Source organism: Streptomyces sp. NPDC037288 (assembly GCF_055603265.1).
The window spans coordinates 60,034-85,712 of the sequence record NZ_JBVJVY010000027.1 but is presented as its reverse complement, the minus strand read 5'-3'; the positions used below and the strand labels follow the sequence as shown (position 1 = coordinate 85,712).

General features: G+C 70.5%; 20 protein-coding genes and 1 pseudogene. 11 read left to right on the top strand and 10 right to left on the bottom strand.

The genetic code is table 11. The features are described 5' to 3' along the window. Positions 1-16: 16 nt before the first annotated feature. On the bottom strand, positions 17-220 hold the full coding sequence (locus tag ACZ7GZ_RS27240; RefSeq protein WP_471028052.1) for a DUF5999 family protein: 204 nt from the start codon (positions 218-220) through the stop codon (positions 17-19). Positions 221-453: 233 nt separating this feature from the next. Here ACZ7GZ_RS27240 and ACZ7GZ_RS27235 point away from each other — a divergent pair, with 233 nt between their 5' ends. Next, positions 454-888 carry a DUF6299 family protein gene (locus tag ACZ7GZ_RS27235; protein ID WP_471028050.1) on the top strand — a complete coding sequence of 145 codons (435 nt, stop codon included), beginning with the start codon at positions 454-456 and terminating at the stop codon, positions 886-888. A gap of 160 nt (positions 889-1,048) precedes the next feature. On the opposite strand, the gene ACZ7GZ_RS27230 is transcribed toward ACZ7GZ_RS27235, so the two are convergent. Continuing rightward, positions 1,049-1,822, bottom strand: coding sequence for a GntR family transcriptional regulator (locus ACZ7GZ_RS27230; protein WP_471028048.1), 774 nt, complete (start codon positions 1,820-1,822; stop codon positions 1,049-1,051). A 323-nt stretch (positions 1,823-2,145) separates the two neighbouring features. Here ACZ7GZ_RS27230 and ACZ7GZ_RS27225 point away from each other — a divergent pair, with 323 nt between their 5' ends. The 4 genes from ACZ7GZ_RS27225 to ACZ7GZ_RS27210 all read left to right on the top strand — a co-directional run bounded on the left by ACZ7GZ_RS27225 (position 2,146) and on the right by ACZ7GZ_RS27210 (position 6,868). After that, positions 2,146-3,426, top strand: coding sequence for an extracellular solute-binding protein (locus ACZ7GZ_RS27225; protein ID WP_471028046.1), 1,281 nt, complete (start codon positions 2,146-2,148; stop codon positions 3,424-3,426). A gap of 99 nt (positions 3,427-3,525) precedes the next feature. Next, positions 3,526-4,521 carry a carbohydrate ABC transporter permease gene (locus ACZ7GZ_RS27220; RefSeq protein ID WP_471028045.1) on the top strand — a complete coding sequence of 332 codons (996 nt, stop codon included), beginning with the start codon at positions 3,526-3,528 and terminating at the stop codon, positions 4,519-4,521. Then, positions 4,518-5,348: a carbohydrate ABC transporter permease gene (locus ACZ7GZ_RS27215; RefSeq protein WP_471028044.1), complete on the top strand. Its 831-nt coding sequence runs from the start codon at positions 4,518-4,520 to the stop codon at positions 5,346-5,348. The genes ACZ7GZ_RS27220 and ACZ7GZ_RS27215 overlap by 4 nt, the downstream gene beginning before the upstream one ends. A gap of 8 nt (positions 5,349-5,356) precedes the next feature. Continuing rightward, positions 5,357-6,868 (top strand): glycoside hydrolase family 3 protein, encoded by a 1,512-nt coding sequence (locus tag ACZ7GZ_RS27210; RefSeq protein ID WP_471028042.1) that lies wholly within the window; start codon positions 5,357-5,359, stop codon positions 6,866-6,868. 35 nt (positions 6,869-6,903) lie between these two features. Here ACZ7GZ_RS27210 and sbnA read toward each other — a convergent pair whose 3' ends face one another. From sbnA to ACZ7GZ_RS27180, 6 genes are all read right to left on the bottom strand, one after another. Beyond that, positions 6,904-7,941: a 2,3-diaminopropionate biosynthesis protein SbnA gene (gene sbnA, locus ACZ7GZ_RS27205; RefSeq protein WP_471028040.1), complete on the bottom strand. Its 1,038-nt coding sequence runs from the start codon at positions 7,939-7,941 to the stop codon at positions 6,904-6,906. 36 nt (positions 7,942-7,977) lie between these two features. Then, positions 7,978-9,048, bottom strand: coding sequence for a 2,3-diaminopropionate biosynthesis protein SbnB (sbnB, locus tag ACZ7GZ_RS27200; protein WP_471028038.1), 1,071 nt, complete (start codon positions 9,046-9,048; stop codon positions 7,978-7,980). Next, positions 9,045-10,049, bottom strand: coding sequence for a TauD/TfdA family dioxygenase (locus tag ACZ7GZ_RS27195; RefSeq protein WP_471028037.1), 1,005 nt, complete (start codon positions 10,047-10,049; stop codon positions 9,045-9,047). The genes sbnB and ACZ7GZ_RS27195 overlap by 4 nt, the downstream gene beginning before the upstream one ends. 33 nt (positions 10,050-10,082) lie before the next feature. Beyond that, entirely contained in the window at positions 10,083-13,346 is a 3,264-nt protein-coding gene (locus tag ACZ7GZ_RS27190) for a non-ribosomal peptide synthetase (RefSeq protein WP_471028035.1), read from the bottom strand. A 13-nt stretch (positions 13,347-13,359) separates the two neighbouring features. After that, entirely contained in the window at positions 13,360-15,918 is a 2,559-nt protein-coding gene (locus tag ACZ7GZ_RS27185) for a Pls/PosA family non-ribosomal peptide synthetase (RefSeq protein WP_471028033.1), read from the bottom strand. 286 nt (positions 15,919-16,204) lie between these two features. Next, positions 16,205-16,669 (bottom strand): DUF6545 domain-containing protein, encoded by a 465-nt coding sequence (locus tag ACZ7GZ_RS27180; RefSeq protein WP_471028031.1) that lies wholly within the window; start codon positions 16,667-16,669, stop codon positions 16,205-16,207. A gap of 267 nt (positions 16,670-16,936) precedes the next feature. Here ACZ7GZ_RS27180 and ACZ7GZ_RS27175 point away from each other — a divergent pair, with 267 nt between their 5' ends. The 5 genes and pseudogenes from ACZ7GZ_RS27175 to ACZ7GZ_RS27155 all read left to right on the top strand — a co-directional run bounded on the left by ACZ7GZ_RS27175 (position 16,937) and on the right by ACZ7GZ_RS27155 (position 22,618). Beyond that, a complete protein-coding gene (locus ACZ7GZ_RS27175) occupies positions 16,937-17,596 on the top strand; it encodes an ArsR/SmtB family transcription factor (RefSeq protein ID WP_471028030.1) in 660 nt (219 codons plus the stop codon). Positions 17,597-18,327: 731 nt separating this feature from the next. Next, entirely contained in the window at positions 18,328-19,515 is a 1,188-nt protein-coding gene (locus ACZ7GZ_RS27170; RefSeq protein ID WP_471028029.1) for a LeuA family protein, read from the top strand. After that, positions 19,512-20,798: pseudogene (leuC, locus tag ACZ7GZ_RS27165) on the top strand (3-isopropylmalate dehydratase large subunit); the annotation flags it as partial. The gene ACZ7GZ_RS27170 and the pseudogene leuC, both read left to right, overlap by 4 nt. Continuing rightward, complete coding sequence (locus ACZ7GZ_RS27160) at positions 20,787-21,335, top strand: TauD/TfdA family dioxygenase (protein WP_471028119.1); 549 nt, start codon at positions 20,787-20,789, stop codon at positions 21,333-21,335. The pseudogene leuC and the gene ACZ7GZ_RS27160, both read left to right, overlap by 12 nt. Next, the gene (locus tag ACZ7GZ_RS27155; protein ID WP_471028028.1) at positions 21,332-22,618 is read left to right on the top strand and encodes an MFS transporter; all 1,287 of its coding nucleotides are present in this window, start codon (positions 21,332-21,334) and stop codon (positions 22,616-22,618) included. Before ACZ7GZ_RS27160 ends, ACZ7GZ_RS27155 begins: the two co-directional genes overlap by 4 nt. Before the next feature lie 98 nt (positions 22,619-22,716). Here the strand turns inward: ACZ7GZ_RS27155 and ACZ7GZ_RS27150 are convergent, their stop codons facing one another. Together ACZ7GZ_RS27150 and ACZ7GZ_RS27145 are read right to left on the bottom strand one after the other, a co-directional pair. Further along, positions 22,717-23,379: a LuxR C-terminal-related transcriptional regulator gene (locus ACZ7GZ_RS27150; RefSeq protein ID WP_471028027.1), complete on the bottom strand. Its 663-nt coding sequence runs from the start codon at positions 23,377-23,379 to the stop codon at positions 22,717-22,719. After that, on the bottom strand, positions 23,367-24,578 hold the full coding sequence (locus tag ACZ7GZ_RS27145) for a sensor histidine kinase (protein WP_471028025.1): 1,212 nt from the start codon (positions 24,576-24,578) through the stop codon (positions 23,367-23,369). The genes ACZ7GZ_RS27150 and ACZ7GZ_RS27145 overlap by 13 nt, the downstream gene beginning before the upstream one ends. 280 nt (positions 24,579-24,858) lie before the next feature. Between ACZ7GZ_RS27145 and ACZ7GZ_RS27140 the strand changes: the two genes are divergently transcribed. Continuing rightward, the gene (locus ACZ7GZ_RS27140; protein WP_471028023.1) at positions 24,859-25,677 is read left to right on the top strand and encodes an ABC transporter ATP-binding protein; all 819 of its coding nucleotides are present in this window, start codon (positions 24,859-24,861) and stop codon (positions 25,675-25,677) included. The last annotated feature ends 2 nt before the right edge of the window (positions 25,678-25,679 follow it).

Below are 25,679 nucleotides of genomic sequence, written 5' to 3'. Positions count from 1 at the left end.
GGCCCCCGTCAGCGGTTCAGGCGGCCACCGCGAGCCGCTCGGCGGGGACCCGGCGGGGCGCGACCACGCTGCCGTCGGGGTGCAGTTCTCCGCTGTCGTCGAAGACGATGGAGCCGTCGCACAGCAGGGACCAGCCCTGTTCGGGGTGGGCGGCCACCAGGTGCGGCGTGTCGGTGCGGGACGCGGGGCACCCGGAGAGGGAGGACGGACAGGAGCACATGGCGCACCTCCACATCGGTGGTGAGGCGGGCGGCGGGTTCGGCCACCGCCCGCACACACAGACCATGCTCCCGCCGTGAACGCACCGGAACCGCCCGCCGTGAAGCGTGACAACATGCGGACAACTCCCGGACGGTTCCATGACGCGCCACCGAAGGAGTGACGGTCACGCCGCGCGGCCCGGCCGCCCGGTACGAGTGGAGCCCCGAGCCCACGAACACCGGGAGGTATCCCATGCCGGCACGCCCCGCCCTCGCCGCGGCACTCGGCACCGCGGCCCTGCTGTGCGCCGCCGTCGCCCCGGCCACCGCCGACACGTCCGAGACCGTGACCGTCGACAAGACCGGCCGGGTCGCCGAGGACGGCACCGTCACTCTGTCCGGCACCTACCGGTGCACGGGGGCGAAGGGCGTCGCCTTCGTCAGCTCCTCGATCAGCCAGGGCGACAAGAACCGCAAGGTCGTGTACGGCATCGGTGGCAGCGCCGCCGAGTGCGACGGGGCCAAGCACCGGTGGGAGAACACCGGCAAGGTCTCGCCGGGCTCCCTCAAGGCCGGCAAGGCCCATGTCCAGGCCAGGGTGACGGAACTGCGCTCCGACGGCTTCCTCCTGTTGCTGCCGTCCTTCCACGCCGTCCAGGAGAAGGACGTGACACTGACCGGGTCCTGACGGAGATCCCGCACGCCGCCGCCCGGCCGCCGCGCCGGCCGCGGACCACGCCGGCGGTGTGGTCGCCCTGGCGGCGTGGCCGGGGACGGCCTGCGAACACCGCCAAGCCGCCCTCCGCACCGGGCCGGACCGCCGCCCGGATCACGCCCGGCTGCCGGGGTCACCGGACGGTGGGGCCGGGTCTGCGGAGGGCGGCCACGAACTTGTAGCGGGAACCGCGGTACACCGAGCGCACCCATTCCACCGGTCCGCCCTCCGCGTCCCGTGAGTGGCGGGACAGCAGCAGCATCGGCAGGCCCACGTCGGTGGCGAGCAACAGCGCCTCGCGGGGGGTCGACAGGGAGGTCTCGATGGTCTCGTCGGCCTCCGCGAGACGGACGCCGTACACCTCGGCGAGCGCCGTGTACAGAGAGGGGTACGTGGTCAGGGACGCGCGCAGGCCGGGGAAGCGGCGCGCGGACAGGTGGGTCGTCTCGATCGCCATGGGGTCGCCGCCGGCCAGCCGCAGCCGTTCGATGCGCAGCACCCGCTCGCCGACCCCGATGCCGAGCAGGCCGGAGAGTCTCTCGTCCGCCGGCACCTCCCCGACGTCCAGCATCTGCGAGGCGGGCGTCAGCCCCTGCGCGCGCATGTCCTCGGTGTGCGAGGTGAGCTGGAGCGTGCGGTACAGCTTGGGCTGGGCGACGAAGGTGCCCTTCCCCTGGATCCGGTCCAGACGGCCTTCGCCCACGAGTTCGGTGAGCGCCTGCCGGATCGTGGTCCGGGACGTGTCGAACCGGACGGCGAGCAGGCGCTCGGCCGGCATCGCCGAGCCGGGCTGCAACTCCTCGGCCATGGCGAGCAGCCGCTGTTTGACCCGGTAGTACTTCGGCACGCGCGCGGTGCGGCCGGACGCCCCCGCGTGCGGCTGGGCGCTGCTGACGTCGCTGGTCATGCCTGCCTTTCCGGCTGTGTCGACGGTCTCCCGTTATAGCGACCAACTCCCTTATGGTCTAGTCCAACCCGCCCCCGGCGGGCCCGGTCCTCCGGACGCCGGGCGAAAGGGGCGGATGTGGACGGACATCCTCCGGTGACGTTCTCGTAACGGCCCGAATCGGCTGCCCTGACCACCCTTGACACCCCGAAAGGTCTAGGCCAAGCTCCACCGTACTGGTCTACACCATTAGTGGCCAGGTCCCGAGCCCTACGTGCAACAGCGTCGTACGCAGGTCACCGCCGAGGGCGTGGGGGGTTAGTGGCATCCCTGAGGAGGGTGGCGTGAAGCGCAAGCTCGCTGCCGCGATCGTGATCGCGGGCATGATGGTCTCCGTTGCGGCGTGTGGCGGAAACGACGGCAAGGACAGCGGCAAGGACGCGGGCCCGGACAGCTGGAAGGGCCAGACCCTGACGGTCTGGACCATGGACGGCTCCGCCCCGCCGCAGTGGACCAAGGACGTCCAGGCCGCGTTCGAGAAGAAGACCGGCGCGAAGCTGAAGTTCGAGATCCAGAAGTGGGACGGGATCCAGCAGAAGATCACCACCGCGCTCTCCGAGGACAACCCGCCGGACGTCCTGGAGGTCGGCAACACCCAGACCCCCGCCTACGCGGCCACCGGTGGTCTCGCCGACCTCGGTGACCTCAAGAAGGAGATCGGCGCCGACTGGACGCCGTCGGTCTCCCAGTCCTCCGTCTACGAGGGCAAGCAGTACGCCGCCCCCTGGTACTTCGCCAACCGCGTCGTCATCTACAACAAGAAGATCTGGGCCAAGGCCGGTATCAAGGACACCCCGAAGACCCGGGACGAGTTCTTCAAGGACCTGGACACCATCGGCAAGAAGACCGACGCCGAGCCGCTCTACCTGCCCGGCCAGAACTGGTACTTCTTCGACGGCCTGACCATCGGCCAGGGCGCCGACCTGGTGAAGAAGCAGGGCGGCACGTACGTGTCCAACCTCGGCGACCCCAAGGTCTCCGCCGCCATGGAGCTCTACAAGAAGTACGCCTCCTACTCCAAGGCCCCCAAGGACAAGGACGAGGCCACCCCGCAACAGGCCACCGTCTTCGCCAAGGGCAAGACCGGCGCGTTCATCGGGATGGGCTGGGAGGCCGCCACCGCCGTCCAGGCCAACAAGGCCATCGAGAAGGACCTCGGCTACTTCACCATCCCCGGCGCGAGCGCCGACAAGCCCGAGGGCGTCTTCCTCGGCGGCTCCAACTTCGCGGTCGCTCAGAACAGCAAGAAGCAGTCGCTGGCCGAGGAGTTCCTGAAGACCGCCCTGTCCGACCAGTACGAGGGCGAACTGGCCAAGCTCAGCGGCATCGTCCCGAACAAGGCCTCCCTGGAGAGCAACGTCAAGGGCAACCCCGCCGCCGAGGCCGCCGCGCCCGCCGCAGCGGGTGGTGGCACCACCCCGCTGATCCCGGAGTGGGCCGCGGTGGAGAACACCCCGAACCCGATCAAGTCCTACATGACCTCCGTGCTGAACGGTAAGTCCCCGGCGGATGCCGCGGCGCAGGTCGAGGCCGAGATCAACAAGCGCCTGGCCCAGAAGAACTGATGACCCTGCCGGGGGCGCCGCGGCAGGCGCCCCCGGCTCCATGCGCCGTACGCACCCACGGCCATGGAGTTCGTACGGCCACGGAAGAGATGGCAATTCATGTCAGTGCAGACCGAAGGCACGGACACGGCCGGTCAGCCCGCTGTCCGCACGGCCCGGACACCCGGGCCGCCGAGGGGTGAGGACCGCGGCTCCCGGTCTCCGGCCCGCGGCGCCGCCGCCCCCTACCTCCTGCTGCTGCCCGCGCTGCTGGCCACAGTCGTCCTGCTCGGCTGGCCCCTGGTCAAGAACGGCATGCTGTCGTTCCAGAACCTCAACCCGCGGCAGCTCATCCAGCACCTCACCGAGTGGAACGGCGTCGAGAACTACCGGCAGGTGCTGTCCGAGCCGGAGTTCTGGCACGTCGCCGAGCGCTCCGTCTTCTTCACCGCCGCCAACGTCGTCCTCGTCATGGGGCTCGGCACCCTGATCGGCCTGCTGCTGGCCCGGCTCGGCAGGAAGATGCGGCTGCTCCTCATGATCGGCCTCGTGCTGGCCTGGGCCATGCCCTACGTCGCCGCCACCACCGTCTACCAGTGGCTGTTCGCCCAGCGCTTCGGCGTCGTCAACTGGGTCCTGGACAAGCTCGGCTGGCACTCCATGGCCGACTACAACTGGATGGGCAGCCAGTTCTCCACGTTCTCCGTGGTCATCCTGCTGATCGTGTGGCAGTCGGTCCCGTTCGTGGCGATCAACCTGTACGCCGCCACCACCACGATCCCCAAGGAGCTGTACGAGGCCGCGTCCCTGGACGGCGCCGGCGCCTGGCAGAGTTTCACCTCGGTCACCCTGCCCTTCCTGCGGCCGTTCCTGTACTCCACGACCTTCCTGGAGGTCATCTGGGTCTTCAAGTCGTTCACGCAGCTCTTCGCGATGAACGCGGGCGGCCCGGACCACCTCACCGAGACCCTGCCGATCTACGCCTACGTCGAGGGCGTCGGCAACCAGCACTTCGGAGTCGGTGCGGCGATCTCCTTCCTGACCATCCTGGCCCTGCTCGTCATCACCTCGTACTACCTGCGCATGGTGCTCAAGCAAGAGGAGGAGGAGCTGTGAAGCGCTCGCTCTTCGGCCGTATCTGGCCCAACGCGACCGCCGTCGTCCTCTTCGCCGGCTTCGTGTTCCCCGTCTACTGGATGTTCGCGACGGCCTTCAAACCGACCGGCGACATCATCGCCGACAACCCGGTGTGGTTCCCGACGCACGTCACCCTCGGCCACTTCGAGAAGGCGATCGACGCCGACCACTTCTGGACCCTGGTCGCCAACTCCGTCACCGTGACGGTCCTGTCGGTGGTCTTCTCGCTCGTCATCGCCCTGGTCGCGGCCTTCGCGCTCGCCCGGATGCGGTTCAGGGGGCGGCGCGGGCTCATCGTGACGTTCATGCTGGCGCAGATGGCCCCCTGGGAGGTCATGATCATCGCCATCTACATGATCGTCCGCGACAACGACATGCTGGACAGCCTGGTCCCGCTCACCGTCTTCTACACGATGATGGTGCTCCCGCTGACCATCCTGACGCTGCGCGGCTATGTGGCCGCCGTGCCGAAGGACCTGGAGGAGGCGGCGATGGTCGACGGCTGCACCCGCCTGCAGGCCTTCGTCCGGGTCATCTTCCCGCTGCTGGCCCCCGGTCTCATGGCGACCTCGCTGTTCGGGTTCATCACCGCCTGGAACGAGTTCCCGCTCGTCCTGATCCTCAACAAGGACGTCGAGAAGCAGACGCTGCCGCTGTGGCTCTCGCAGTTCCAGACCGCCTTCGGTGACGACTGGGGCGCCACGATGGCCGCCTCGTCCCTGTTCGCGCTGCCCATCCTGATCCTCTTCATCTTCCTGCAACGCAAGGCTGTCAGCGGTCTGACCGACGGCGCCGTGAAGGGATGAACCGGCCGATGACCACACTCGCCACCACCGCGTCCGACAGCGGCTCCACCGCGGGCGACACCCTGACCCGCGACGCCCTCGCCGTGCTGCAGCCGGGGTTCGACGGCACCACCGCGCCCGACTGGGTGCGCCGCCGCCTCGGTGAGGGCCTCGCCTCCGTCGCCCTGTTCGGCCGCAACGTCGTCAGCGAGGACCAGGTCGCCGCGCTCACCGCCCAGTTGCGGGCCGAACGCGACGACCTGCTGGTCGCCATCGACGAGGAGAGCGGCGACGTCACCCGCCTCGACGTACGCACCGGCTCCGCCTTCCCCGGCAACCTCGCCCTCGGCACCGTCGACGACCCCGCCCTCACCCGGGCCGTCTCCCGCGAGCTGGGCCGGCGCCTTTCCGCCTGCGGCGTCACCTTCGACTGGGCGCCCTCCGCCGACGTCAACGCCAACCCCGACAACCCCGTCATCGGCGTCCGCTCCTTCGGCGCGAGCACCGACCTGGTCGCCCGGCACACGGCCGCCTGGGTCGAGGGCCTGCAGTCCACCGGAGTCGCCGCCTGCACCAAGCACTTCCCGGGCCACGGCGACACCAACGTCGACTCCCACCACGCCCTGCCCCGCATCGGCGTCGACACCGACACCCTCTACGCACGCGAACTTCCCCCGTTCCGCGCGGCGATCGCCGCCGGCACCCGCGCCGTCATGAGCGCCCACATCCTCGTGCCCGCCCTCGACCCCGGCCGCCCCGGCACCCTCTCCCGCCGCATCCTCACCGAGCTGCTGCGTGAGGAACTCGGCTACCAGGGGCTGATCGTCACCGACGGCATGGAGATGCGGGCGATATCCGGCACCTACGGCCTGGAACAGGGTGTGGTCCTCGCGATCGCGGCCGGTGCCGACGCCATCTGCGTCGGCGGCGGGCTGTGCGACGAGGGCACCGTGCTGAAGCTGCGGGACGCGCTCGTGACCGCCGTACGCTCCGGTGAACTGCCCGAGGAACGGCTCGCGGACGCGGCAGCCCGCGTCCGTGACCTCGCCGCATGGACGGCCGCGGCCCGCGGTGACGCGACCGGGACCGCGCCCGACCCCGGGATCGGCCTGGTCGCGGCCCGCCGCGCCCTGACCGTGACCCGTACCGGCGCCGCCGCACCGGTCACCGAGCCGGTGTACGTCGCCCGGTTCGACCCCGTACCCAACATCGCCGTAGGCGACCAGACCCCCTGGGGCGTGGCCGCCGAGCTGGAGCGGCTGCTGCCCGGCACCGGCTCCGGCTCCTTCACCGGCGACGGCGCGGGCAGCGCGGCCCTCGCCGCCGCCGACGGACGCCGGATCGTCGCCGTGGTCCGCGACGAACACCGGCACGACTGGATGCGCTCCGCCCTCGGCACCCTGCTGGCCGCCCGCCCCGACACCGTCGTCGTGGAGATGGGCCTGCCGCAGGCCGCCCCCCGCGGCGCCCTGCACATCGCCACGTACGGCGCCGCCCGGGTGTGCGGTGCGGCGGCGGCGGAGGCCGTCGTCGCGGGCTGACCCCGAGACCCGCCCCGGCCGCCCGCCCGTCGTGGCTACGGTCTGCGCCGGCGGCCCGTCGCCCGTGACGCGGACTTGGGCTCCCGGGGCGCCCCGCGCACCTCCCCGGTGCCGAGATCGCCGTCGAGCACGTGGTCGCCGTACAGGTCCTGCAGCCAGTTGCTCTGGTAGACGGTGTCGAGGTAGCGCTCGCCGAGGTCCGGGGCGACGGCCACCGCGGTGAGGCCACGGGTGTCGTGCCGGGCCAGCCAGTCCGTCGCGCCGCTGACGACCGTCCCGGTGGAGCCGCCGAACAGGAAGCCGCGTCTGGCCATGCGGTGACACGTCCGGATGGTGTCGGTCTCCTCGACGCGGAGTACCTCGTCCACGTAGGACTCGTCGAGCAGCGGCGGACGCATGCTCATGCCGAGGCCCGGGATCATCCGGCGGCCCGGCTCGCCGCCGAACGCCACCGAGCCCACGGCGTCCACGGCGACGATCCGCACCGGCCGGTGCCACTGCCGGAACCAGCGGGCGCAGCCCATCAGGGTTCCGGTGGTGCCCGCCCCGACGAAGAGGACGTCCAGTTCCGGGAACTGGGAGGCGATCTCCGGGGCGGTGGTGCGGTAGTGCGCCAGCCAGTTGCCCGCGTTGGTGTACTGGCTGAGCCAGACGTACCGGTCGTCGGACGCGCACAGCGCACGGACGTATTCGATGCGCATGCCCAGGAAGCCACCGTTGGCGTCCTTGTCGGACACGATGTGCACCTCGCTGCCGAGCGCCTCCATCAGCAGTCTGGTCGACAGGTTGCACCGGGAGTCCGTCACACACAGAAACCGGTAGCCCTTGCTGGCGGCGATCATGCTGAGCGCGACGCCGAGGTTCCCGGACGAGGACTCGACGAGGATGGAATCCGGCGTCAGGAGTCCGTCACGCTCGGCGCTCTCCACCATCTCGTTCGCGGCCTTCAGCTTGATGGAGCCGGCGAAGTTGAAACCCTCGCACTTCAGGTAGAGGGGGTATCCGCAGACCGACTTCAGGTCGACGAAGAGATGGCCCTCGTTGAAGGCGTAGGGAGCGGATATGACAGGCACGGCGGGCCTCCTGGTGCCAGGCCGAGGACAGTGGCCTCAGCCGTGTCGGCGCAGGTCGTGGAAGAAGTCGTCGATGAGGCGGAGGTTTCCCGCCCGGGCTACTTCGTCGTAGACGTACTTGCCGACGACGAGGTCGAGGACGCCGAGCCCGAAGGGCGAGAAGACCACCGGCCGGTCGGTCGGCGGTGCGGCCCGTCCGAGCATCACGTCGTTGAGGGTTCCGTTCAGGAAGTCCCGGTTCCCGGTGCGCTGTTCGGCCAGATGGGGGGACGTGTCGGCCTTCAGGCAGTGCTCGACGTCGTCCACGAAGTTGGCCGAGCCGAGCAGGATCTCGGGGGCGAGATCGCGCAGGGACACGTGCAGGACCAGCGGGTTGTGGGTGAACCAGGCCGGGTCGGTGACGTGCGGCTCGCCCGCGACGGTGGCGAAGACCACGAGGTCGCTGGCGCGGACGAGGTCCTCGGCGCTGTCGTGGACGGTGATCCGCGCGCCGGTGCCGGCCTGCCGCAGGTAGCCGCAGAAGCCGTCGGCGCTGTCGCGGGACAGGTCGTGCACGCCGACGGTGTCGAAGTCCCAGCCCGTGCCGTCCAGGAAGGTGTGGATGTAACGGGCGATCAGGCCGGTGCCGAAGAAGCCGACCCGGGCGGGGCGTGGCCGGCCGCGGCTGAGCCAGTCGGCCGCCAGCGCCGCGGACGCCGCCGTACGGGTGGCGCTGATGATCGAGCTCTCCAGACAGGCGAACGGGTAGCCCGTGTCGTGGTCGTTGAGGATGAGCACCGCCGAGGCCCGCGGCAGCCCGGCGCTCACGTTCTCCGGGAAGCTGGAGATCCACTTCAGGCCGTCCACCCGGACCGGCCCGCCGACGGAGGCCGGCAGCGCGATGATCCGCGCGGTGGGACGGTCGGGGAAACGCAGGAAGTACGACGGCGGGTTCACCGAGTCCCCGGCGCCGTGCAGCCGGTAGGCGGTCTCGACCAGCTGTACGAGCTGTTTCTCGCGCCCGCTCAGCGCTCCCTGCACCTGCTCACCGGAGACCACCGCGAAGGACGGCACCGAAGGCCGGCCCGGCACGGGCCGCTGGGCAGTGCTCGACAGTACATCGGTCATCGCTCACTCGCCTCCGGGGTCGGGCAGCCGTCGGCCAGGTGGAGGGGGGCGCCCATACCGACCAGGACCTGGCGTTCCCCGGTGAACGGCTCTCGGCTGTGCGCGGTACGGATGTTGTCCACGAGCAGCAGGTCACCGGCCTGCCAGGGCTCACGCCGGGTGTGGGCCTCGTAGGTGCTGTTGAGCAGTTGGACGACGTCCTCGCCGATCGGACTGCCGTCGCCGTAGCGGGTGTTGAACGGCAGGCCGTCCGGGCCGTAGACGTCCACCAGGTACTCGCGCACCTCCGGGGCCAGCGTCCACTCGTTGAGGAAGGCGATCTGGTTGAACCAGCAGCGCCGGCCCGTGACCGGGTGCCGTACGACGGCCGCGCGGCGCTGCTCGGTGTGCAGCGACCCGTCCGCCAGCCAGGTGAAGTCGATGGCGTTGGCCCGGCAGTAGCGCTCGATCCCGGAGCGGTCGGTGGTGCCGAACGACTCCGCGAGCGACGCCCCGATCTCGTCGTTGTAGGAGCGGGTCAGCAGCCAGCCCTCACGCTCGAACCGTTCGGTCAGTCCGGTGGGCAGCGCCGCGAGGACCTGTTCGGCGTCGGCCACCGCGGTCGCCCCGCCCCGCTCGGGCGCGGTCAGGCACGCGAACAGCATCAGCGCGGGCACCTCGAGCCGGTAACTGAGCTCGTGGTGCATGCACATCGGCTGGTTGGCCGGCCAGGGGGTCGAGGAGTACAGCCCCGGCCGGTGGGCCTCACGGGGGGCGAAAGCCTCCCGCTCCGTGACGAGGTCACCGGCCACGGACGCGAAGACGGCACCGGCGGTGTCCGTGTCCCGGAGCCCGAGGCCGCGGACGACGAGTGCCCCGTGCTCGGTGACCTGCGCGCGCAGCGCCTCGCGGTGCTCGGCTGCCCAGCGCGGGGCATCGCCCGGGGGGTCCACGCGCAGCAGCGCGGGCCGGTCCGGCCGCAGCTCCGCGTCGAGGGCGGATGCCAGGGATGAGGACGGCATCTCGGATTTCCTTTCGGTCGACCGCCTGGAGGTTCAGGAGGAGGCGAGGGGGACGGCGGCGCTCAGGACGGCCTGCGCCGCCTCGGCCGGACGGGTGCGGAGGAAGTAGTGGCCCCCGTCGGTCAGTTCGTACAGGTCGACGTGTTCGGCCAGGAGCAGCCAGTCGCGGTGGTGCCGGGCGTAACCGGGCGTGTACGGGTCGTCGGCGGCGACGACCGCCAGGACCGGGGCGGTCAGCTTCACCGGCGGGGGGTTTTCCAGGGCGGCGCGGAAATAGGTGTGCGCGGACACACAGTCGTGCCGGTAGGCGGCACCGATGTGCCGGGCGTGCTGCTCGTTCAGTTCCGCGAGTTCGGCGTAGCCGCCGTCCGCGGTCAGCTGTGCCGCGATCCCGGCGTCGCTCCGCCCCGCCAGTTCGGCGATGGCGGTGTTCCGGTCGGCGGCCGTGCCGAGCAGGTGCGCCCCGAGGAACACCCGCGTCACCCGGACACCGCGCTCCTGGAGCCGCCTGGCCGTCTCGACGGCCGGCGCGGTGCCCGAGGAGTGGCCCCACAGCATGACCCGGTTCAGGCCGCGCGCCGTGATCTCGGCGGCGACCTGCTCGGCCACCTGCTCGGTCGACGCGAACGGCTCGGGGGGCGCGGCCAGGTGGTGACCGGGCAGCTCGACCGCGAGGACCGCGATGCCGGTGCCCGCCAACGCGCTCGCCATCGGCTGGTAGTTGACCGCGTTGCCGCCCGCGTAGGGAAAGCACACCAGGGCACACTCCGGCGCACCGCCCGCCGTGGTCAGCGGCTGCAGCAGCTCCGGGCGCCGCCGGGCCGTGCCGTCCAGGAGGGCGGCCAGGTCGGCGAGCACGGGGTGCCGGGTGATGTCCTTCAGGGACACCGCGCGGTCGAGCGCGATGCTGAGCTTGACCGCGGTCAGGGAGGTGCCCCCGGAGTCGAAGAAGTGGTCCGTCCGGCCGATCTGCCGCTCGGGCACCCCCAGCAGCTCCGCCCAGGCCGCCGCCAGCCTCCGTTCGGCCGGGCTGAGCACGCCCTTTCCCGCTGCGTCCGCTTCGGGGGCCGGTGCCGCCCGTTCCGCCGACCCGGTCAGGGCCTTGCGGTCGGTCTTGCCGTTGGCGGTCAGTGGCAGGCTGTCCCGCCAGTGAAACGCCGCGGGGACCATGTAGGCGGGCAGCGCCGCGCCGAGTGCCTCGCGCAGCACCTCCGGCTCGTGCTGCGCGCCGGTGTAGAAGGCGATCAGCTGCTTGCTCCCGCCGGCCCGCTCGGCGACGACCACCGCGCCGTCCCGGACGCCGTCCACCCGCAGCAGACAGTTCTCGATCTCGCCGATCTCGATGCGGAAGCCCCGGATCTTGACCTGGTTGTCCCGCCGGCCGAGGAACTCCAGCTTGCCGCCGGGGTGCCAGCGCCCCCAGTCACCGCCCAGGTAGAGCCGCTCACCGGGCCGGTACGGGTCCGCCCGGTACGCCTCACGCGTCCGCTCGGGATCGTTGACGTACCCCCGGCCCACGCAGACACCGGAGAAGGCGATCAGGCCCGGGGCGCCCAGCGGCACCAGCGACAGATGTTCGTCGACGACGTAGACGCGCACGTTGCCCACCGCACGCCCCAGCAGCACCCGGTCCGGTACGGCGTCCAGGACCTCGTGGTTGGTGTCGTCCGAAGTCTCCGTCAGCCCATAGGCGTTGAGCAGCCTGATCCCCGGCTGGACCGCGAACCAGCGCTGCACCAGCTCCCGCTTCAGCGCCTCCCCGGTCACCGACACGCACCGCAGGTCCGGCAGTGCGCGGGGGTGCTGCTCCAGGTACGAGACCACGACCTCCAGGTAGGAGGGCACGACCTGCGCCACACCGACCCGGCCGCGCTCGAGGGTGTCGAGGAACCGCTCCACGTCCGTGATCACGTCCTGCTCGACCAGCAGGGTCCGGCCGCCGACCAGCAGCGCCGAGATCAGCTGCCACAGGGAGATGTCGAAGCACTGCGGCGCCGTCTGCGCCACGACGCTCCCCTCGCCGATGCCCAGGTCGTCGATCTTGGCGTGGAGATGGTTGAGCATGCCCGCGTGCTCGCACATCGCCCCCTTCGGCTCGCCGGTGGAACCGGAGGTGAAGTAGATGTAGGCCAGCCGGCCGGCGTCGATGGGGAGGCCGAGGTCGCCGTCGTCGTGCGGTTCCGCGTACGCCGCGTCGAGCAGCAGCTTCTCGCATCCGGGCAGGGCGGCCAGCGCCTGGTCGAGGGTGTGGGTGCTGCCGGCCTCGGCCAGGACCAGCCGGCACCCCGCGCGCGACAACGTTGCCGTGATCCGGCCGGCCGGGAAGTGCGGCTCGATCGGCAGGTACGTGCCGCCCGCCTTGAACACCGCCAGCGTCGCCGCCAGCCAGTCGAGGTTGCGCTCGGTGACGACGGCGACCACGTCCTCCGCGCCGAGCCCCCTCGCCCTGAGCGCGCGCGCCAGCCTGTTCGCGCGCCGGTTGAGTTCCCCGTACGTCCACTCCCGCCCGCCGTGCACGGCCGCCACCGCCTGCGGATGGGCCCGTACCCGCTCCTCGAACAGTTCGTGGGCCCGCGCGTCCGGCAGCGGCCGGCGGGGACCGGCCAGGCCCTCCAGCTGCTCGCGCACCTCGTCCGCGGACAGCAGGCTCTGCCGCGTGTGGTCGGCGTGCACGTCCGCCGCCATCGACCGCAGCGCCGCCAGATGGTAGCCGCCGACACGAGCCGCGGCCGTGGCGTCCAGCACGTCCGTGCGGTACCTCAGGCGCAGCATCAGCCGTCCGCCCCGGTCGGACCAGCGCACTTGCAGCACACCGTCGTCGACATGGGCCTCGTCGTCTCCCATGGGACCGAACACGACCTCGTACGACGGCTCCGTCAGCCCCAGTTCCCGGCGCAGCTCCGCCACGGGGAACTCACGGGCCGCCAGGACCTCCGCCTCGGTGTGCTCGGTGGCCGCCACCAGGTCCCGCCAGGACCCGGGGGAGACGGTCAGGCGGCAGGGCAGTGGTTCGCCGTGCACTCCGGCGGTGTACCCGGTCACCACCTCCTGCTCGCCGGACAGCGCGGCCAGCACCTTGGCGTGTGCCGCCAGCAGCAGCGCGCTGATCGGCACGCCCGACCGGCGCACCAGTTGGCGCACCGCGTCCGCCAGGTCGTCCGGGACGGCCGTCTCCAGCTCGGCTGTTCCGGCAGTCCGCTCCTGTGCCCAGCGGGGCACGGCGGTGGCACCGCCGGCGGTCAGCACACGGCTCCAGAACTCCCGGTCCGGCCGGTCCGTCTGCACGCGCGTTCCCATCGCACGTCCTTCCTCAACTCGTGGTCGCTGCACGGGCGTTGGCTGTCGGCGTGGTCCGGCCGGTGCCGCGTGGCCGACTGCCGGCCTCCGGCATGTCCACGGCGGGATTGCCACCCCACTGGGCGTTCGGCGGGACTTCCTCGCCCTTCATGAGGAAGGAGTCGGGTGCCAGCACCGCACCGTCGCCCATGGTCACGCCGTAGTGCACATGGGCGCCGACGCCCAGCGTGCAGCCGGCGCCGAGCGTGGAGCGGTCGGACTTGAAGGTGCCGTCCTCCTGCGAGTGGCACTGGATCTTGCTTCCGGCGTTGAGGGTGCACTCGTCGCCGATGGTGGTGAGGGTCCGCTCGGTCAGGTAGCAGCCGTCGTCGAACACCCTGCGGCCGATGCGCACGCCCAGCAGCCGCCAGACCAGGGCCTTGAAGGGGGTGCCGTTGAAGATGTTGAGGTAGTGGTCCGGCACCTTCCACAGGCGCTCGTGCCACCAGAAGTAGGGGTCGTAGATGGAGCACAACCGGGGCCGCAGCGCGCGGAACGACGCGATGCACCGCTCCACCAGGACGAAGTAGAGGGTGCTGAACGCCAGCGTGACGGCCAGGTATCCGGCGATCACCACGTGTCCGAGCACTCCGTACAGATCCACGGACGCGAGCCCGAACAGCGTGAGGGCGAAGGTGTGCAGCCACCGCGCCCCCAGCATGACGGCCATCGAGCGGAGGTTGTAGCGGTTCTTCGCGGCGAGGCTGCGGCGCAGTGCGTCGCCGGTCCGCAGGTCGTCGAACCGCGCGTCACGTTCCACCGACCGGGGTATCTCGAAGCAGGGCGAGCCGAGGAGCCCCACGTTCTCCCGGACCTCGCCGTCGAGGGGGACCATCACCTTCGTCGCGAGCAGACAGTTGGCGCCCGTTCTGCCGCCCGCGGGATAGGCGATGTTGTTGCCGAGGAAGTTGCGCGGCCCGATCGACGCGGAGGCCAGCCGGAAGGACGTACCGGAGTAGTCGGCGTTGAGGACGGACAGTCCGTCGGCGACCATCGTTCCGCTGCCGACCGAGACGAGGAACGGGGTCTCGTGCTGCACCTCGGTGCCGAAGTTCGACCCGGTCTGCTCGACCCGCGACAGGTCGTATCCGATTCCCTGGAGATAGTGGACGATGTAGGAGCTGTCGCCGAACAGCCAGGCGAAGAACCTGATGTTCGTCATGCGAGCCGTCGCCCGGTGGACCGCGTAGTGGAATCCGTAGAGCGGATAGACCCGGTCCGGCTTGACGACCAGAGCCAGCAGCCGCGGAACGGTGCACAGGGCGGCCAGGCCCAGGACGACGAAGCCGGAGAACAGAACGAGGGAGAGTTCCAGCGCGTCCGGGATGAGCTCGGACCGCTTCAGCGGGGCCATCTGCGGATCGAGGCGGTTGCCGATCGCCGGTACCTCGGTGAACAGCATGTACGCCCCGCCGACGGTCAGCGGTATGTACACGAGGAACAGCTGCACCAGCGTTCCGAAGCCGAACCAGGCCCGGCGGGCCGTCCCGCACCTGGCCGGCGCGACCCGCAGGTAGTCGGTCTGCGTGGGCTCCGCAGGCGAGCCGTGCCAGTGCTCACCGTCCGGAACCGACTGGCCGCGGTGCAGGGCGGAGGCGTGACCGAGCTGTGCGCCGTCGCCCATCGCGGTGTCGATGTCCAGGACCGTCTTCTCGCCGATGTACACGTCCCGGCCGAGGGTGATCCGGCCGGTCTGGATGCGTCCCGCGTGGGCCCGGTAGCCGAGGAGGAACGAATCCTTGCGGATCACCGTGCCGGCGCCGATGGTCAGCAGGTCGGTGCAGACCGGGACGGAGTGCGAGAGGATCGTGACTCCCTTGCCGATGTGTGCGCCGAGGGCCCGCAGGTACAGCACGTACAGCGGTGTTCCGGTGAGGAAGATCATCGGATTCGCGTGCAGCAGTACCTTGACGAGCCAGAAACGCAGATATGTCAGGCCCCAGACGGAGAACTCACTCGGTTTCCAGCGGCCGACGAGAAGCCATTTCGCGGCGACCGGGAAGGCGCACAGAGCGAGGAACCCGATGCCTCCGAAGACAAGTGACCGCAGATAGATGTCGGCCAGGCCCGTACCGCTGGCTATCCACTCGTATCCCGCGGCGGTGGCGAACCCGGAGACAAGGGAGTATCCGAGGAAGACCAGCAACTGGAAGGTGCCGCAGACAAGATGACCCAGCCGCTTTCCGCGCTCCGTCAGGACCGGCGATGTCCTGGACGCAGAGGACGTCAGGGGCGCCGGGGCCGCCGGGGCGGTCGCCGCTTCGCCGGGCGCCGCGGGAACGGCCTCCCCGAGAGCCGCCGTCAGGCTGCGGATGGTCGGATGCCGGTAGATGTCCTTCATGGACGGGGACGGCAGATCGGCTCTTTTCCGTAGACGCGCGCAGAATTGGGCCATGACCAGGGAATTTGCCCCGAGGTCGGTGAAGAAATGACTGTCGACCGGAACCCGCTCGGCGCCCGTGACGTCGGCCAGTGCCTCCGCGAGCCTGCGCTCGGTCTCCGCTATATGGACCTCGGAGGACTGCTCCACCATGCCATCTCCCGGAGAACGTGTGAAACGCCAGTGGCTGGTTCTTTCCTGATCACGAACCGGCAGATTCAGTGTGGCCAGGCAGACGGGAGGCTGCCACTCCGGGTCGATCGCCCTGCGTGTGAAGAATGCTCGAGGGGTGCGTATTCCTTGGTGCCGCGCACGAATGGGGCACACCGCGAATCACCCGAACGGCGGTCCCGGAAGACGCCGCACCCCCGGACCGTACATGTGCGGACCGGAGGGTACGGCGAAGCCGGACGGAATGCTCATCCGTCCGCTTCCGATCTCACCGTGCTGCCATCCGGTGGTCCAGGCGGGCGGTGAGTTCGCGGATCCGAGGTGAGGCGTCCGCCTTGGCGACTTCGCACAGGAATTCGATCTCGCCGGGCAGATCCGTGCCTCCGAGGACCGGGACGGTCGGATCGCCGTGCAGCGGCGGTGCACCGCTTGCCTTGGCCTGTCGCGCCATGCGCAACCAGCAGGCGGTGAGGCGGGCGTCCACCTCGGTGGGGAGTGAATCCTCGTGTTCGAGCCGGGCCCGGATCTGGTCGACCACCGCTTGGGGGACGTAGGCCCGCAGGTCGAGGATTGCGTCACGGATCTCGATCAGTGTCCGGTAGAGCACCAGGTCGAGCGAGTTGAGGTACCGGAGAGAACAGAGTCTGCTTTCGTGGGTCTGCGCCAGTCGGACGCCGGGCACCGCGTCGACCAGGACACGCCAGAGCGGCCAGAGCTTCCGCACGGTGTGCAAGCGCCGGAGCGTCAGCGCCGCCGCCGCCCCGAGGGGCACACAGATCACGCTGGCCCGTGAGAAGTCTCGCGAAGACCCGAATACTGGACGAGCCGGAAGAGCTTGTGGAGACACTTCTCGCACTGGAATTTGCTGAGTGCCGGCCGGGGTAGTCCGGAATTCGCCCCGTGGCGGGCGCAGGCCATCGCCGCACCCAGCGCCCGGTCTCTGTTCAAGTTGGCACCGACGGTACGCCCTCTCTTAGAACTCTATGACGTCGTCCGCCGCGTGAACGGACCGGCAGGCGCCGCAGACGGCCAGTCGAAAGATTCCGGTTCGCGCCTCGTCAAGGAAGTCAGGGAATTCCACCGGCACGCGATCGCCCCGTACTGGCAGCGCATCGCCGGCAGGCTCGCCATCGACCGGGCGGCACGTGGCCAGATCATGCTCAGCGGCGGTATGGAGAAAGTGCTCAGCACGCTGCACTCCGCCGTTCACTGGGAATCGCCGGTCCTCGACGTGCCCGGTGCGGACGCCGAGCTGAAGGTCGGCGACGACGGGCTGCTGCTGGCGCCCTCACTCTTCCTCCATTCGCGGCCCCCCATCCTCCTGAACGAAGTGCCGGGACTCGGCGCGCCGGTGCTCATCTATCCGATTCCAGTGAAGTGGAAGTGGATGGCGGCCATGTGGAACGACGGCCCGGCCGGGGACAACGCGCTCGGCGCACTGCTGGGCCGTACCCGGGCCGCGGTACTGCGGGCCCTCACCGACAGTTGCAGCACCACGGAACTGGGGGCCCGGGTCGGCATCTCCGTGGCGGCGGCCAGTCAGCATGCGGGCATACTGCGCAGTGCCGGCCTGGTCACCACCGTCAGATCGTTCAACACCGTGACGCACACCCTCACCCCGCTCGGCAACGCCCTCCTCTACGAGGAACTCACCGCCTGAGCGGTCCGCCGGCGCGCCTGCAGGGTCCTCGCAGGCGGTCGCGCGCAGCCCGAGGTGACGGCTGGGGGAGTGCCGTCGCTTCGGGTGCGGCATGCCGCCGCGGGCGAGGTCCTGGGCCGGCTGGGGAGTCGGCCGGCCCGGGCTGCCGTGCGGAGCTACGCCAGGCTGAGCGTCACGTTGACGCAGACGCCCACGGCCAGGATGACCAGCAACACCCATGGCCACAGCGGACGTTCCTTCTGGGGCTGCCATGCAGACATCGCGTTTCCTGTTCGCGTGAGGAGTGAAGGGCCGGCGGGTCCAGCGGTTGGCTGCCCGCCGCACAGCGAGGCTAACCGTCGGGGAGCGGGGCCGGTAGTCGGGCTCCCTGCAGTCCGTGGGTGCAGTTCTCTGCACCTTGCGCCCGACCCGCCCCTGCGCACCGGGCTGTGCGGCCTGCGGCGCCGGGGCCGAAGCGGGCGTCCGGCCGGCCGGCGGTCCGACGGCCTCACCCGACTCCTCGAACATCATTCGACCAGCGCTATTTGGTCACTGTGAAAAGACCTGGCGAGGTCCGGCGGGGTGATCTTAAATCAAGCCGTGCTCAGGGTGACGGGGAGTTCCCCTGAGTATTCCCGGACAAGTCGGCATGCCGGTTCCCGCATTGCGGATCCGGCATTTCCTGAGATCACCGTTGTCGCCGAGGCGAAAACGAAGAGCCGCGCTGGCGGTAATGGGGGAAGGTCTAACAGGTGGTCACCAAAACTGCAGAGCCCCGCCGGATATCCGTGTTCGACACCACGCTCCGCGACGGCGAGCAGGCACCCGGAAACGCCATGACGGCGGAGCAGAAACTCGACGTGGCACTGGCGATTCAGAGCCTGGGTGTCGACGTCATCGAGACGGGATTCCCGGCATCCTCGCCGACGGACTTCAAGGCGACCCGCCTGATGTCCGAGCAACTGAACGACGTCCGGCTCGCCTCGTTCTGCCGGGCGGTGCCCAAGGACGTGGAGACAGCGGTAGAGGCCGGTGGCACCGAGCGGCATCAGATCCAGCTCCTGGTCACCGGCAGCGACCTGCACCTGGAGCACAAGCGTGGCATCACCCGCGAGCAGGCGTACGCCGAGGTCCGCGCCGCCATCAAGGCCGCCAGGGAACTCGGCGTCACCGACATCTCCATCGGAGTCGAGGACGCCAGCCGGGGCGAACACGACCTGCTGCGCGGCTACTGCGAGATCGTCACGGAGGCCGGTGCCACGACGGTCGTGCTCGGCGAGACCTCCGGCTGTCTGGTCCCTGCCGAATTCGCCCACCTCACGCATGCCGTACGCCAGTGGCTTCCCGCCGGCACCGTGCTGTCCGTTCACTGCCACGACGACTTCGGCCTCGCCGTGGCCAACACCCTCGCGGGCCTCTCGGCCGGTGCCGACGAGATGCAGGTGACGCTCGGTGGGATCGGCGAGCGCGCGGGCAACGCCGCCCTGGAGGAGCTCGCCGCCGTCCTGCTGTACAAGGCGGAGCACTACGGCTTCACCACCACGATCAAGACCGAGCGGCTGCACGCGGCCTACCGGGTGCTGACCCGGGCCATCTCGATGGAGACGCCGCGCAACAAGGCCATCTTCGGCCAGTACTCCTTCGCCACCCAGGCCGGCATCCACCAGGCCGGGATGCTGGCGCGCCCGGAGACCTACGAATACCTCGAGCCCTCCCGGGTGGGTCGTGAGCGTTCCCTGCTCGTCGGCCGCCACTCCGGCCGCGGCATCCTGGCACACCTGCTCGAGCAGCTCGACGTGCCCGCCACCCCCGAGCTGCTGGACGAGCTGTACCACGACTACATCGCCAGCCGCACCGGCGGCGAGTGCGACGAGCTGCACGTCGTCCGCGCGAGCCTGGCCGAGCGGTTCGCCCAGCCGACCGGGGCCGCCACGCGATGACCGCCACCCTTGCCACGCTCGCCGAGAAGCTGTGGGACAGCCACGTCGTGCACCGTGCCGACGGCGAGCCCGACCTGCTCTACATCGACCTGCACCTGACCCACGAGGCCACCTCACCGCAGGCGTTCGACGGCCTCCGGCTGGCGGAGCGCACCGTGCGGCGCCCGGAGCTGACAGTCGCGCTGGAGGACCACAACGTCCCCACGAACTCGACGGTCATCGAGGACCCGGTCAGCCGCGCCCAGATCGACACCCTGCGGCGCAACTGCGAGACCTACGGCGTGGAGCTCTACCAGCTCGGCCACCGCCGACAGGGCATCGTGCACGTGGTCGGCCCGCAGCTGGGACTCGTGCAGCCCGGCATGGCGATCGTCTGCGGCGACAGCCACACCTCCACGCACGGCGCCTTCGGGGCGCTCGCCTTCGGTATCGGCACGAGCGACGTCGAGCACGTACTGGCCACCCAGTGCCTGGCCATCAGCCGGCCCAGGACCATGGCGGTGGAGTTCACCGGTGACCTGCCCCCGGGTGTGGGCGCCAAGGACCTGATCCTCGCCCTGATCGCAAAGATCGGTGCCAACGGTGCTCAGGGGCACGTCATCGAGTACCGCGGCGCCGCGGTCCGGGCACTGTCCATGGAAGCCCGCATGACGCTGTGCAACATGAGCATCGAGGCGGGCGCCCGAGCCGGCCTGATCGCCCCCGACGAGACCACCTTCGCCTACCTCGAAGGGCGGGCGCACGCGCCGCGCGGTGGCGACTGGGACGCGGCCGTGGCCCACTGGCGCACGCTGCGCACCGACGAGGGCGCCGTCTTCGACCAGACCGTCGAACTGGACGTGTCGGGTCTGAGCCCGCTGGTGACCTGGGGCACCAACCCGAGCCAGGCGGTGCCGCTGAGCGAGCGGGTGCCGGCCCCCGAGACCTTCACCGATCACCTCGAGCGGGCGGCGGCCGAGCGGGCCCTGGCCTACATGGATCTCAAGCCGGGCACCCCGCTGCGCGACGTCCCCATCGACGTGGTCTTCCTCGGGTCGTGCACGAACGGCCGTATCGAGGACCTGCGGGCCGCCGCCGAAGTGCTGCGCGGACGCAAGGTGGCCGGCTCCACCCGGCTGCTCGTGGTCCCCGGCTCCATGCAGGTGCGTGAACAGGCCGAACAGGAAGGCCTGGACAGCGTGTTCCTGGACGCGGGTGCCGAATGGCGGCTGCCCGGCTGCTCGATGTGCCTGGGCATGAACACCGACCGTCTCACCGGGCCGCAGCGCTCGGTGCGCAACTTCCTGCCGGGTCTGGGCCTGACCTGGCAGCAGGCGTTCGGCACCGAGGACCCGGACCAGGTGCGCCGCTACTGCGCCGACAACGGCATCGAGGTCGAGTGGCTGGCCGAGGACCACGTCCAGACCCGGCAGGTGCGCTGGGCGGTGGCCACCCACCCGGAGACCGGCGTGAAGACCTGGTTCAACCACATGACGTTCTTCCACTCCAGCTCGCTGAAGAAGGACCTGGCCGATCTGCTGCTGGAGGAGTACGGGCCCTGGGGCATCCCGACCAACACGTTTCACGCCGACGGGTCGGAGATCTCCCAGGACATCGTCGAGGCACTGCACGCCGGCTACCGCGGGCACCAGCTCGAGGTGTACTGCGGCACCGGCGACGTGCTGATCGTGGACAACCTGAGCGTGGCGCACGGCAGGGCTCCGTTCGTGCCGCCCCGCAAGCTGTTCGTGAGCATGGCCGACGCGCTGTCCTGGGCGCGGCTGCGCCCGGTGGAGCGGACCGCGCTGCCCGGTGGCGGCCCGGCGGGACACACGGGGTGAGGGAGCGGACCGAGTCCGCCACGACGCCGGACGGCGGCCGGACGGCGGCGGCTTCGCCGCGCCCGCTGAGCCGCAACCGCGAGTACAACCTGCTGTGGAGCAGCAACGTACTCTCCCAACTGGGCTCCCAGGCCACCCTGTTCGCCTATCCGCTGCTGGTACTGGCCATGACGGGGTCGGTGTTCCAGGCGTCGCTGGTGGAGTTCGCCGTCGCCGTCTCCCGCATGGTGGCGGGGCTGCCCGCCGGCACGGTGGCGGACCGGATGCCACGCAAGCACGTGCTGCTGGCGTCCGAGGCCGTGCGGGCCCTGGCACTGGGGGCGCTGGCCGCCGCCATCGCCGCCGGGTGGGCGCCGCTCGCCCTGATCCTGGGCGTGGCCGTGGTCGAGGGGGTGAGTACCGCACTGTTCAGCGCCGCCGACCAGGCGTTGTTGCCGCAGGTCGTGCCCCGGTCCCAGTGGTCGTCCGCGGTGGCGCGCAACACCGCGCGCTACTACGTCGCCACGATCACGGGACCCGGTATCGGCGGGGTGCTCTACAACGCGATGCACGTGCTGCCGTTCGCCGGCCAAGCCGGGGCCTCCCTGGCCGCGTTCTGCACCCTGCTGTTCCTGCGGGCCCCCCAGGAGAGGGAGCGGGTCGCAGCCGCCGAGCCAGGGGGCCTGCTGCACCACACGATGACGGGTCTGCGCTGGCTGTGCCGTCACCGCCTGCTGCGGGTCACCGTGGCTCTCACCATGGGCTTCAACGCGGTCTTCAGCGGGCTGCTGCTGGTGGTCATCGGCATGGCGCAGCAGGCGGGGGCCGAGGCCCAGGTCGGGGCGATCGGGACGCTGATGGGTGCCGGGGGCGTCCTGGGCGCCCTGGCCGCGCCCCGGCTGCGGCCGCGGCTGACGCCGTACGCCGCGGTGATGCTGCTGACGTGGGGGGCGAGCGCACTGGTGCCGCTGCTGACGGTGCTGCCCGCCGGGTACGGCTACGGGGCGGTGCTCGGCTGTGTTGCCTTCCTCGCGCCGACCGCGACCGCGATCATCGCCACGCACCAGATGCAGATCACGCCGGACTCGATGCGCGGCAGGCTGGCCGGTGCGATCGGGGTGAGCCTGGGAGCGGCCTCCGCCCTGGGCTCGCTCGCCGGCGGGGCGCTGCTGGAGTTCTCCGGAACGGTGGTCACGGTGCTCGGGGCCACGGCGGCCCTGGTGCTGCTGGCCCTCCTGGCCACGGTCAGCAGCGCCATCCGTGATCTCGCCCCGCGTGGCACACCCGAACCGGCAACGGAATGAGCGGCCGGGCCCGTGCTCACGGTGCCCGGCCCTCGCCCGTCCTCCCGGTCCTGGGCCCGGTCGTCACATTCCCGTCTGCCCCGCGACGCGGCCTTGGCTCAGTTGTCCCGGGAGTCGATGGAGTTGAGGTAGGCGAGCACGGCGCGTACCCGCCGGTGGCCGCCGTCCGTGGCCGGCAGCCCGAGCTTGCTGAAGATGTTCCCGATGTGTTTGTTCACCGAGGTCTCCGCGATGAACAGCAGCTTGGCGATGGTGGTGTTGCCGTGGCCCTCCGCCATCAGGGAGAGCACCTCGCGCTCGCGTGAACTGAGCGCGTCCAGCGGGTCGTTGCGCACCCTGCGCACCATCAGCTGGGAGATCACCTCGGGGTCCATGGCGACCCCTCCGCCCGCGACCCGCTCCAGCGCCTGCAGGAACTCCTCCACCCGCCCCACACGGTCCTTGAGGAGATACCCCACACCGGAGGCGACGTGGGCCAGCAGCTGCGCGGCGTAGGCGTGCTCGACGTACTGGGACAGCACCAGGACCGGCAGATCCGGCAGCTTCTCCCGGGCCGTGACCGCCGCGCGCAGTCCCTCGTCCCGGTAGGTCGGGGGCAGCCGTACATCCAGGACGGCGATGTCCGGCCGGTGCTGCAGGAGCGTGGGCAGCAGACTGTCGCCGTCCTCCACCGCCGCGCAGATCTCATGGCCCACACCCGTCAGCAACAGCGACAAGCCCTCCCGCAGCAAGGCGTTGTCCTCGGCGATCACGATCCGCACGGCAGCTCCACTCGAAGTACTGTCGGTCCTCCGGGAGGGCTGTGCAGCTCGGTGATGCCGTCGAAGGCCGCGACGCGGCGCTTGATGCCACGGATCCCGCTGCCGGAGCCGGTCGTCGCTCCACCCCGCCCGTTGTCCCAAACGGAGATATGAATCCTGCTCTCGGTGGTGCGCAGCCGCACCTGACTGCTCTCGGCCCCGCTGTGCTTGGCCACGTTCGTCAGCGCCTCGGAGATGACGAAGTACGCCGCGGCCTCCACCGCGGCGGGCGCCCGTGCCCCCCTGGTCTCGTACTCGAGGTCCAGCTCGGTGGGGATCTGGCAGGACGCCACCAGCGCGCGGGCCGCCTCGGCCAGGCCGTGGTCGACGAGCACCGGCGGATAGATGGAGCGGACCGCGACGCGCAGCGACTGCACGGCCTGGTCGGTCAGGTCGCGTGCCTGGTCGATCATCTCGGGCAGCCGTTCCGGGCTGTCCTTGAGAGCCTGCTTCATCAGCGCCAGCCGCAGCGAGACCGACACCAGTCCGGCCTGTGCCCCGTCGTGCAAGTCCCGTTCGATGCGGCGCAGTTCCGCCGCATGTGCCTCCAGTGCCTCGGCGCGGGAGATGGTCAGCTCCTCGACGCGCTTGGCGAGAGAGGCCCTGCGCTTGCGCGGTTTGAGCAGTGCCCAGGTCATCAGGGCGTGCAACTGGGCGCACCAGGGCAGCAGATAACCGGCGAGCAGGCCGTAGGCCAGGCCGGCGAAGGAGGCCCCCAGCGCGGCCCCCCACGAGTCGATGTTCCAGATCATCAGCTGCGCGGGCTGGGGAACCACCTGCCACCACAGGGGGATGGTCAGCCAGCTGATGGACCCCAGGCACAGTCCGATGGCCATGGTGCCGCCGAGCGTGCCCAGCAGGGCGTGCGACAGCAGCCACAGCAAGTCGGTGTAGGTGGCCTTGTCGGTGAGCATCACCTGGGCGCGGACCAGTACCTTGCCCTCGGCCTCACGGTAGGACGACGGGATGTCGCAGCCCAGCCAGTGCCCCGCGCGCCGACGGTGGGCGTCGGCCCCCCGCCGTAACCGGGCCAGTGAGAACGGCAGCAGGCGCAGCCCGGGGCCCACCAGGCTCAGGACGAACACGGCGATCAGGGCGTATAAGCTGACGAAGGCCACTACCGCGGTGCCGCCGATGGCCACGAGGTATCTCACGGCCATGACGAAACGCTGGACGAAGTCCTGCCGTGTGGTCGCTCGGGTCAACCCGCGGCGAACCGGCCGCTGGGGAACGCCATCCATCTCCGCCCGGCCTCCCACACTCCCTGTGCTTCGCCACGCTACCACTGCGGATCCCGGTGATCACCAGGCGTCGCCACCCCACGGACAGGGGGGCAGTCAGCTGCACCTTTTGAACTGCAGCAAACATCATGGTCCTGCCGGATCGGGACGCCTAGCGTGGGTCCCGCATGTCATATGAGGTGGGGAAGGGAGACGCGCTGTGGCGCACGGCGAGGCCACCAGGCGGCAGTTCGATGGCGGGACACCGGGGACTGCGGCCGCAGACGGGGCCGCAGGGCCGGGCTCCCAGAGCCGCTGGGCGGTGGAGTTACGGTCGGTCAGCAAGACCTACGGCCGGGGAGCGGGGGAAGTCGCTGCGCTGCGCGAACTCAGCATCACCTTCGAACGGGGGTCGTTCACCGCGGTCATGGGCCCGTCGGGCGCCGGCAAGAGCACCTTTCTGCACTGTGCGGCGGGACTGGACCGGCCGACGTCCGGCTCGGTGCGGCTGGGCGGCAACGACCTGGCGGCACTGGACGAGGCGCAGCTGACCATGCTGCGCCGCGAGCGGGTCGGCTTCATCTTCCAGGCGTACAACCTGCTGGGCTCCCTGACCGTGGCGGAGAACATCACGCTGCCCCTGCTGCTCGCCGGGCGCTCGGTCGAGCCGGCCTGGCTGGAGCACGTGGCACGTCGTGTCGGGCTGTCCGACCGGATGCGGCACAGGCCGGCACAGCTCTCCGGCGGTCAGCAGCAGCGGGTGGCCATCGCCCGGGCGCTGGTCACCCGGCCCGAGGTGATCTTCGCCGACGAGCCGACCGGTGCGCTCGACAGCCGCACCGGGCGGCAGGTGCTCGCCCTGTTGCGGGAGATCGTGGACCGGGAGGGCAACACCGTGGTCATGGTGACCCACGACCCGGTCGCCGCCTCCTTCGCGCAGCGCGTGGTGTTCCTGGCGGACGGCGCCTTCGCCGAGGTGATGGAGTCCCCGACCCCCGAGCGGGTGGCCGCGCGGATGACTCGCCTCGAGGAGTGGTGAAC

Excerpts from the sequence above, each read along its gene's own strand:
- ACZ7GZ_RS27240 (WP_471028052.1), bottom strand. The coding sequence starts at position 220 with ATGTGCTCCTGTCCGTCCTCCCTCTCCGGGTGCCCCGCGTCCCGCACC.
- ACZ7GZ_RS27235 (WP_471028050.1), top strand. The coding sequence starts at position 454 with ATGCCGGCACGCCCCGCCCTCGCCGCGGCACTCGGCACCGCGGCCCTG.
- ACZ7GZ_RS27230 (WP_471028048.1), bottom strand. The coding sequence starts at position 1,822 with ATGACCAGCGACGTCAGCAGCGCCCAGCCGCACGCGGGGGCGTCCGGC.
- ACZ7GZ_RS27220 (WP_471028045.1), top strand. The coding sequence starts at position 3,526 with ATGTCAGTGCAGACCGAAGGCACGGACACGGCCGGTCAGCCCGCTGTC.
- ACZ7GZ_RS27210 (WP_471028042.1), top strand. The coding sequence starts at position 5,357 with ATGACCACACTCGCCACCACCGCGTCCGACAGCGGCTCCACCGCGGGC.
- sbnB (WP_471028038.1), bottom strand. The coding sequence starts at position 9,048 with ATGACCGATGTACTGTCGAGCACTGCCCAGCGGCCCGTGCCGGGCCGG.
- ACZ7GZ_RS27195 (WP_471028037.1), bottom strand. The coding sequence starts at position 10,049 with ATGCCGTCCTCATCCCTGGCATCCGCCCTCGACGCGGAGCTGCGGCCG.
- ACZ7GZ_RS27190 (WP_471028035.1), bottom strand. The coding sequence starts at position 13,346 with ATGGGAACGCGCGTGCAGACGGACCGGCCGGACCGGGAGTTCTGGAGC.
- ACZ7GZ_RS27185 (WP_471028033.1), bottom strand. The coding sequence starts at position 15,918 with ATGGTGGAGCAGTCCTCCGAGGTCCATATAGCGGAGACCGAGCGCAGG.
- ACZ7GZ_RS27145 (WP_471028025.1), bottom strand. The coding sequence starts at position 24,578 with ATGGCCGTGAGATACCTCGTGGCCATCGGCGGCACCGCGGTAGTGGCC.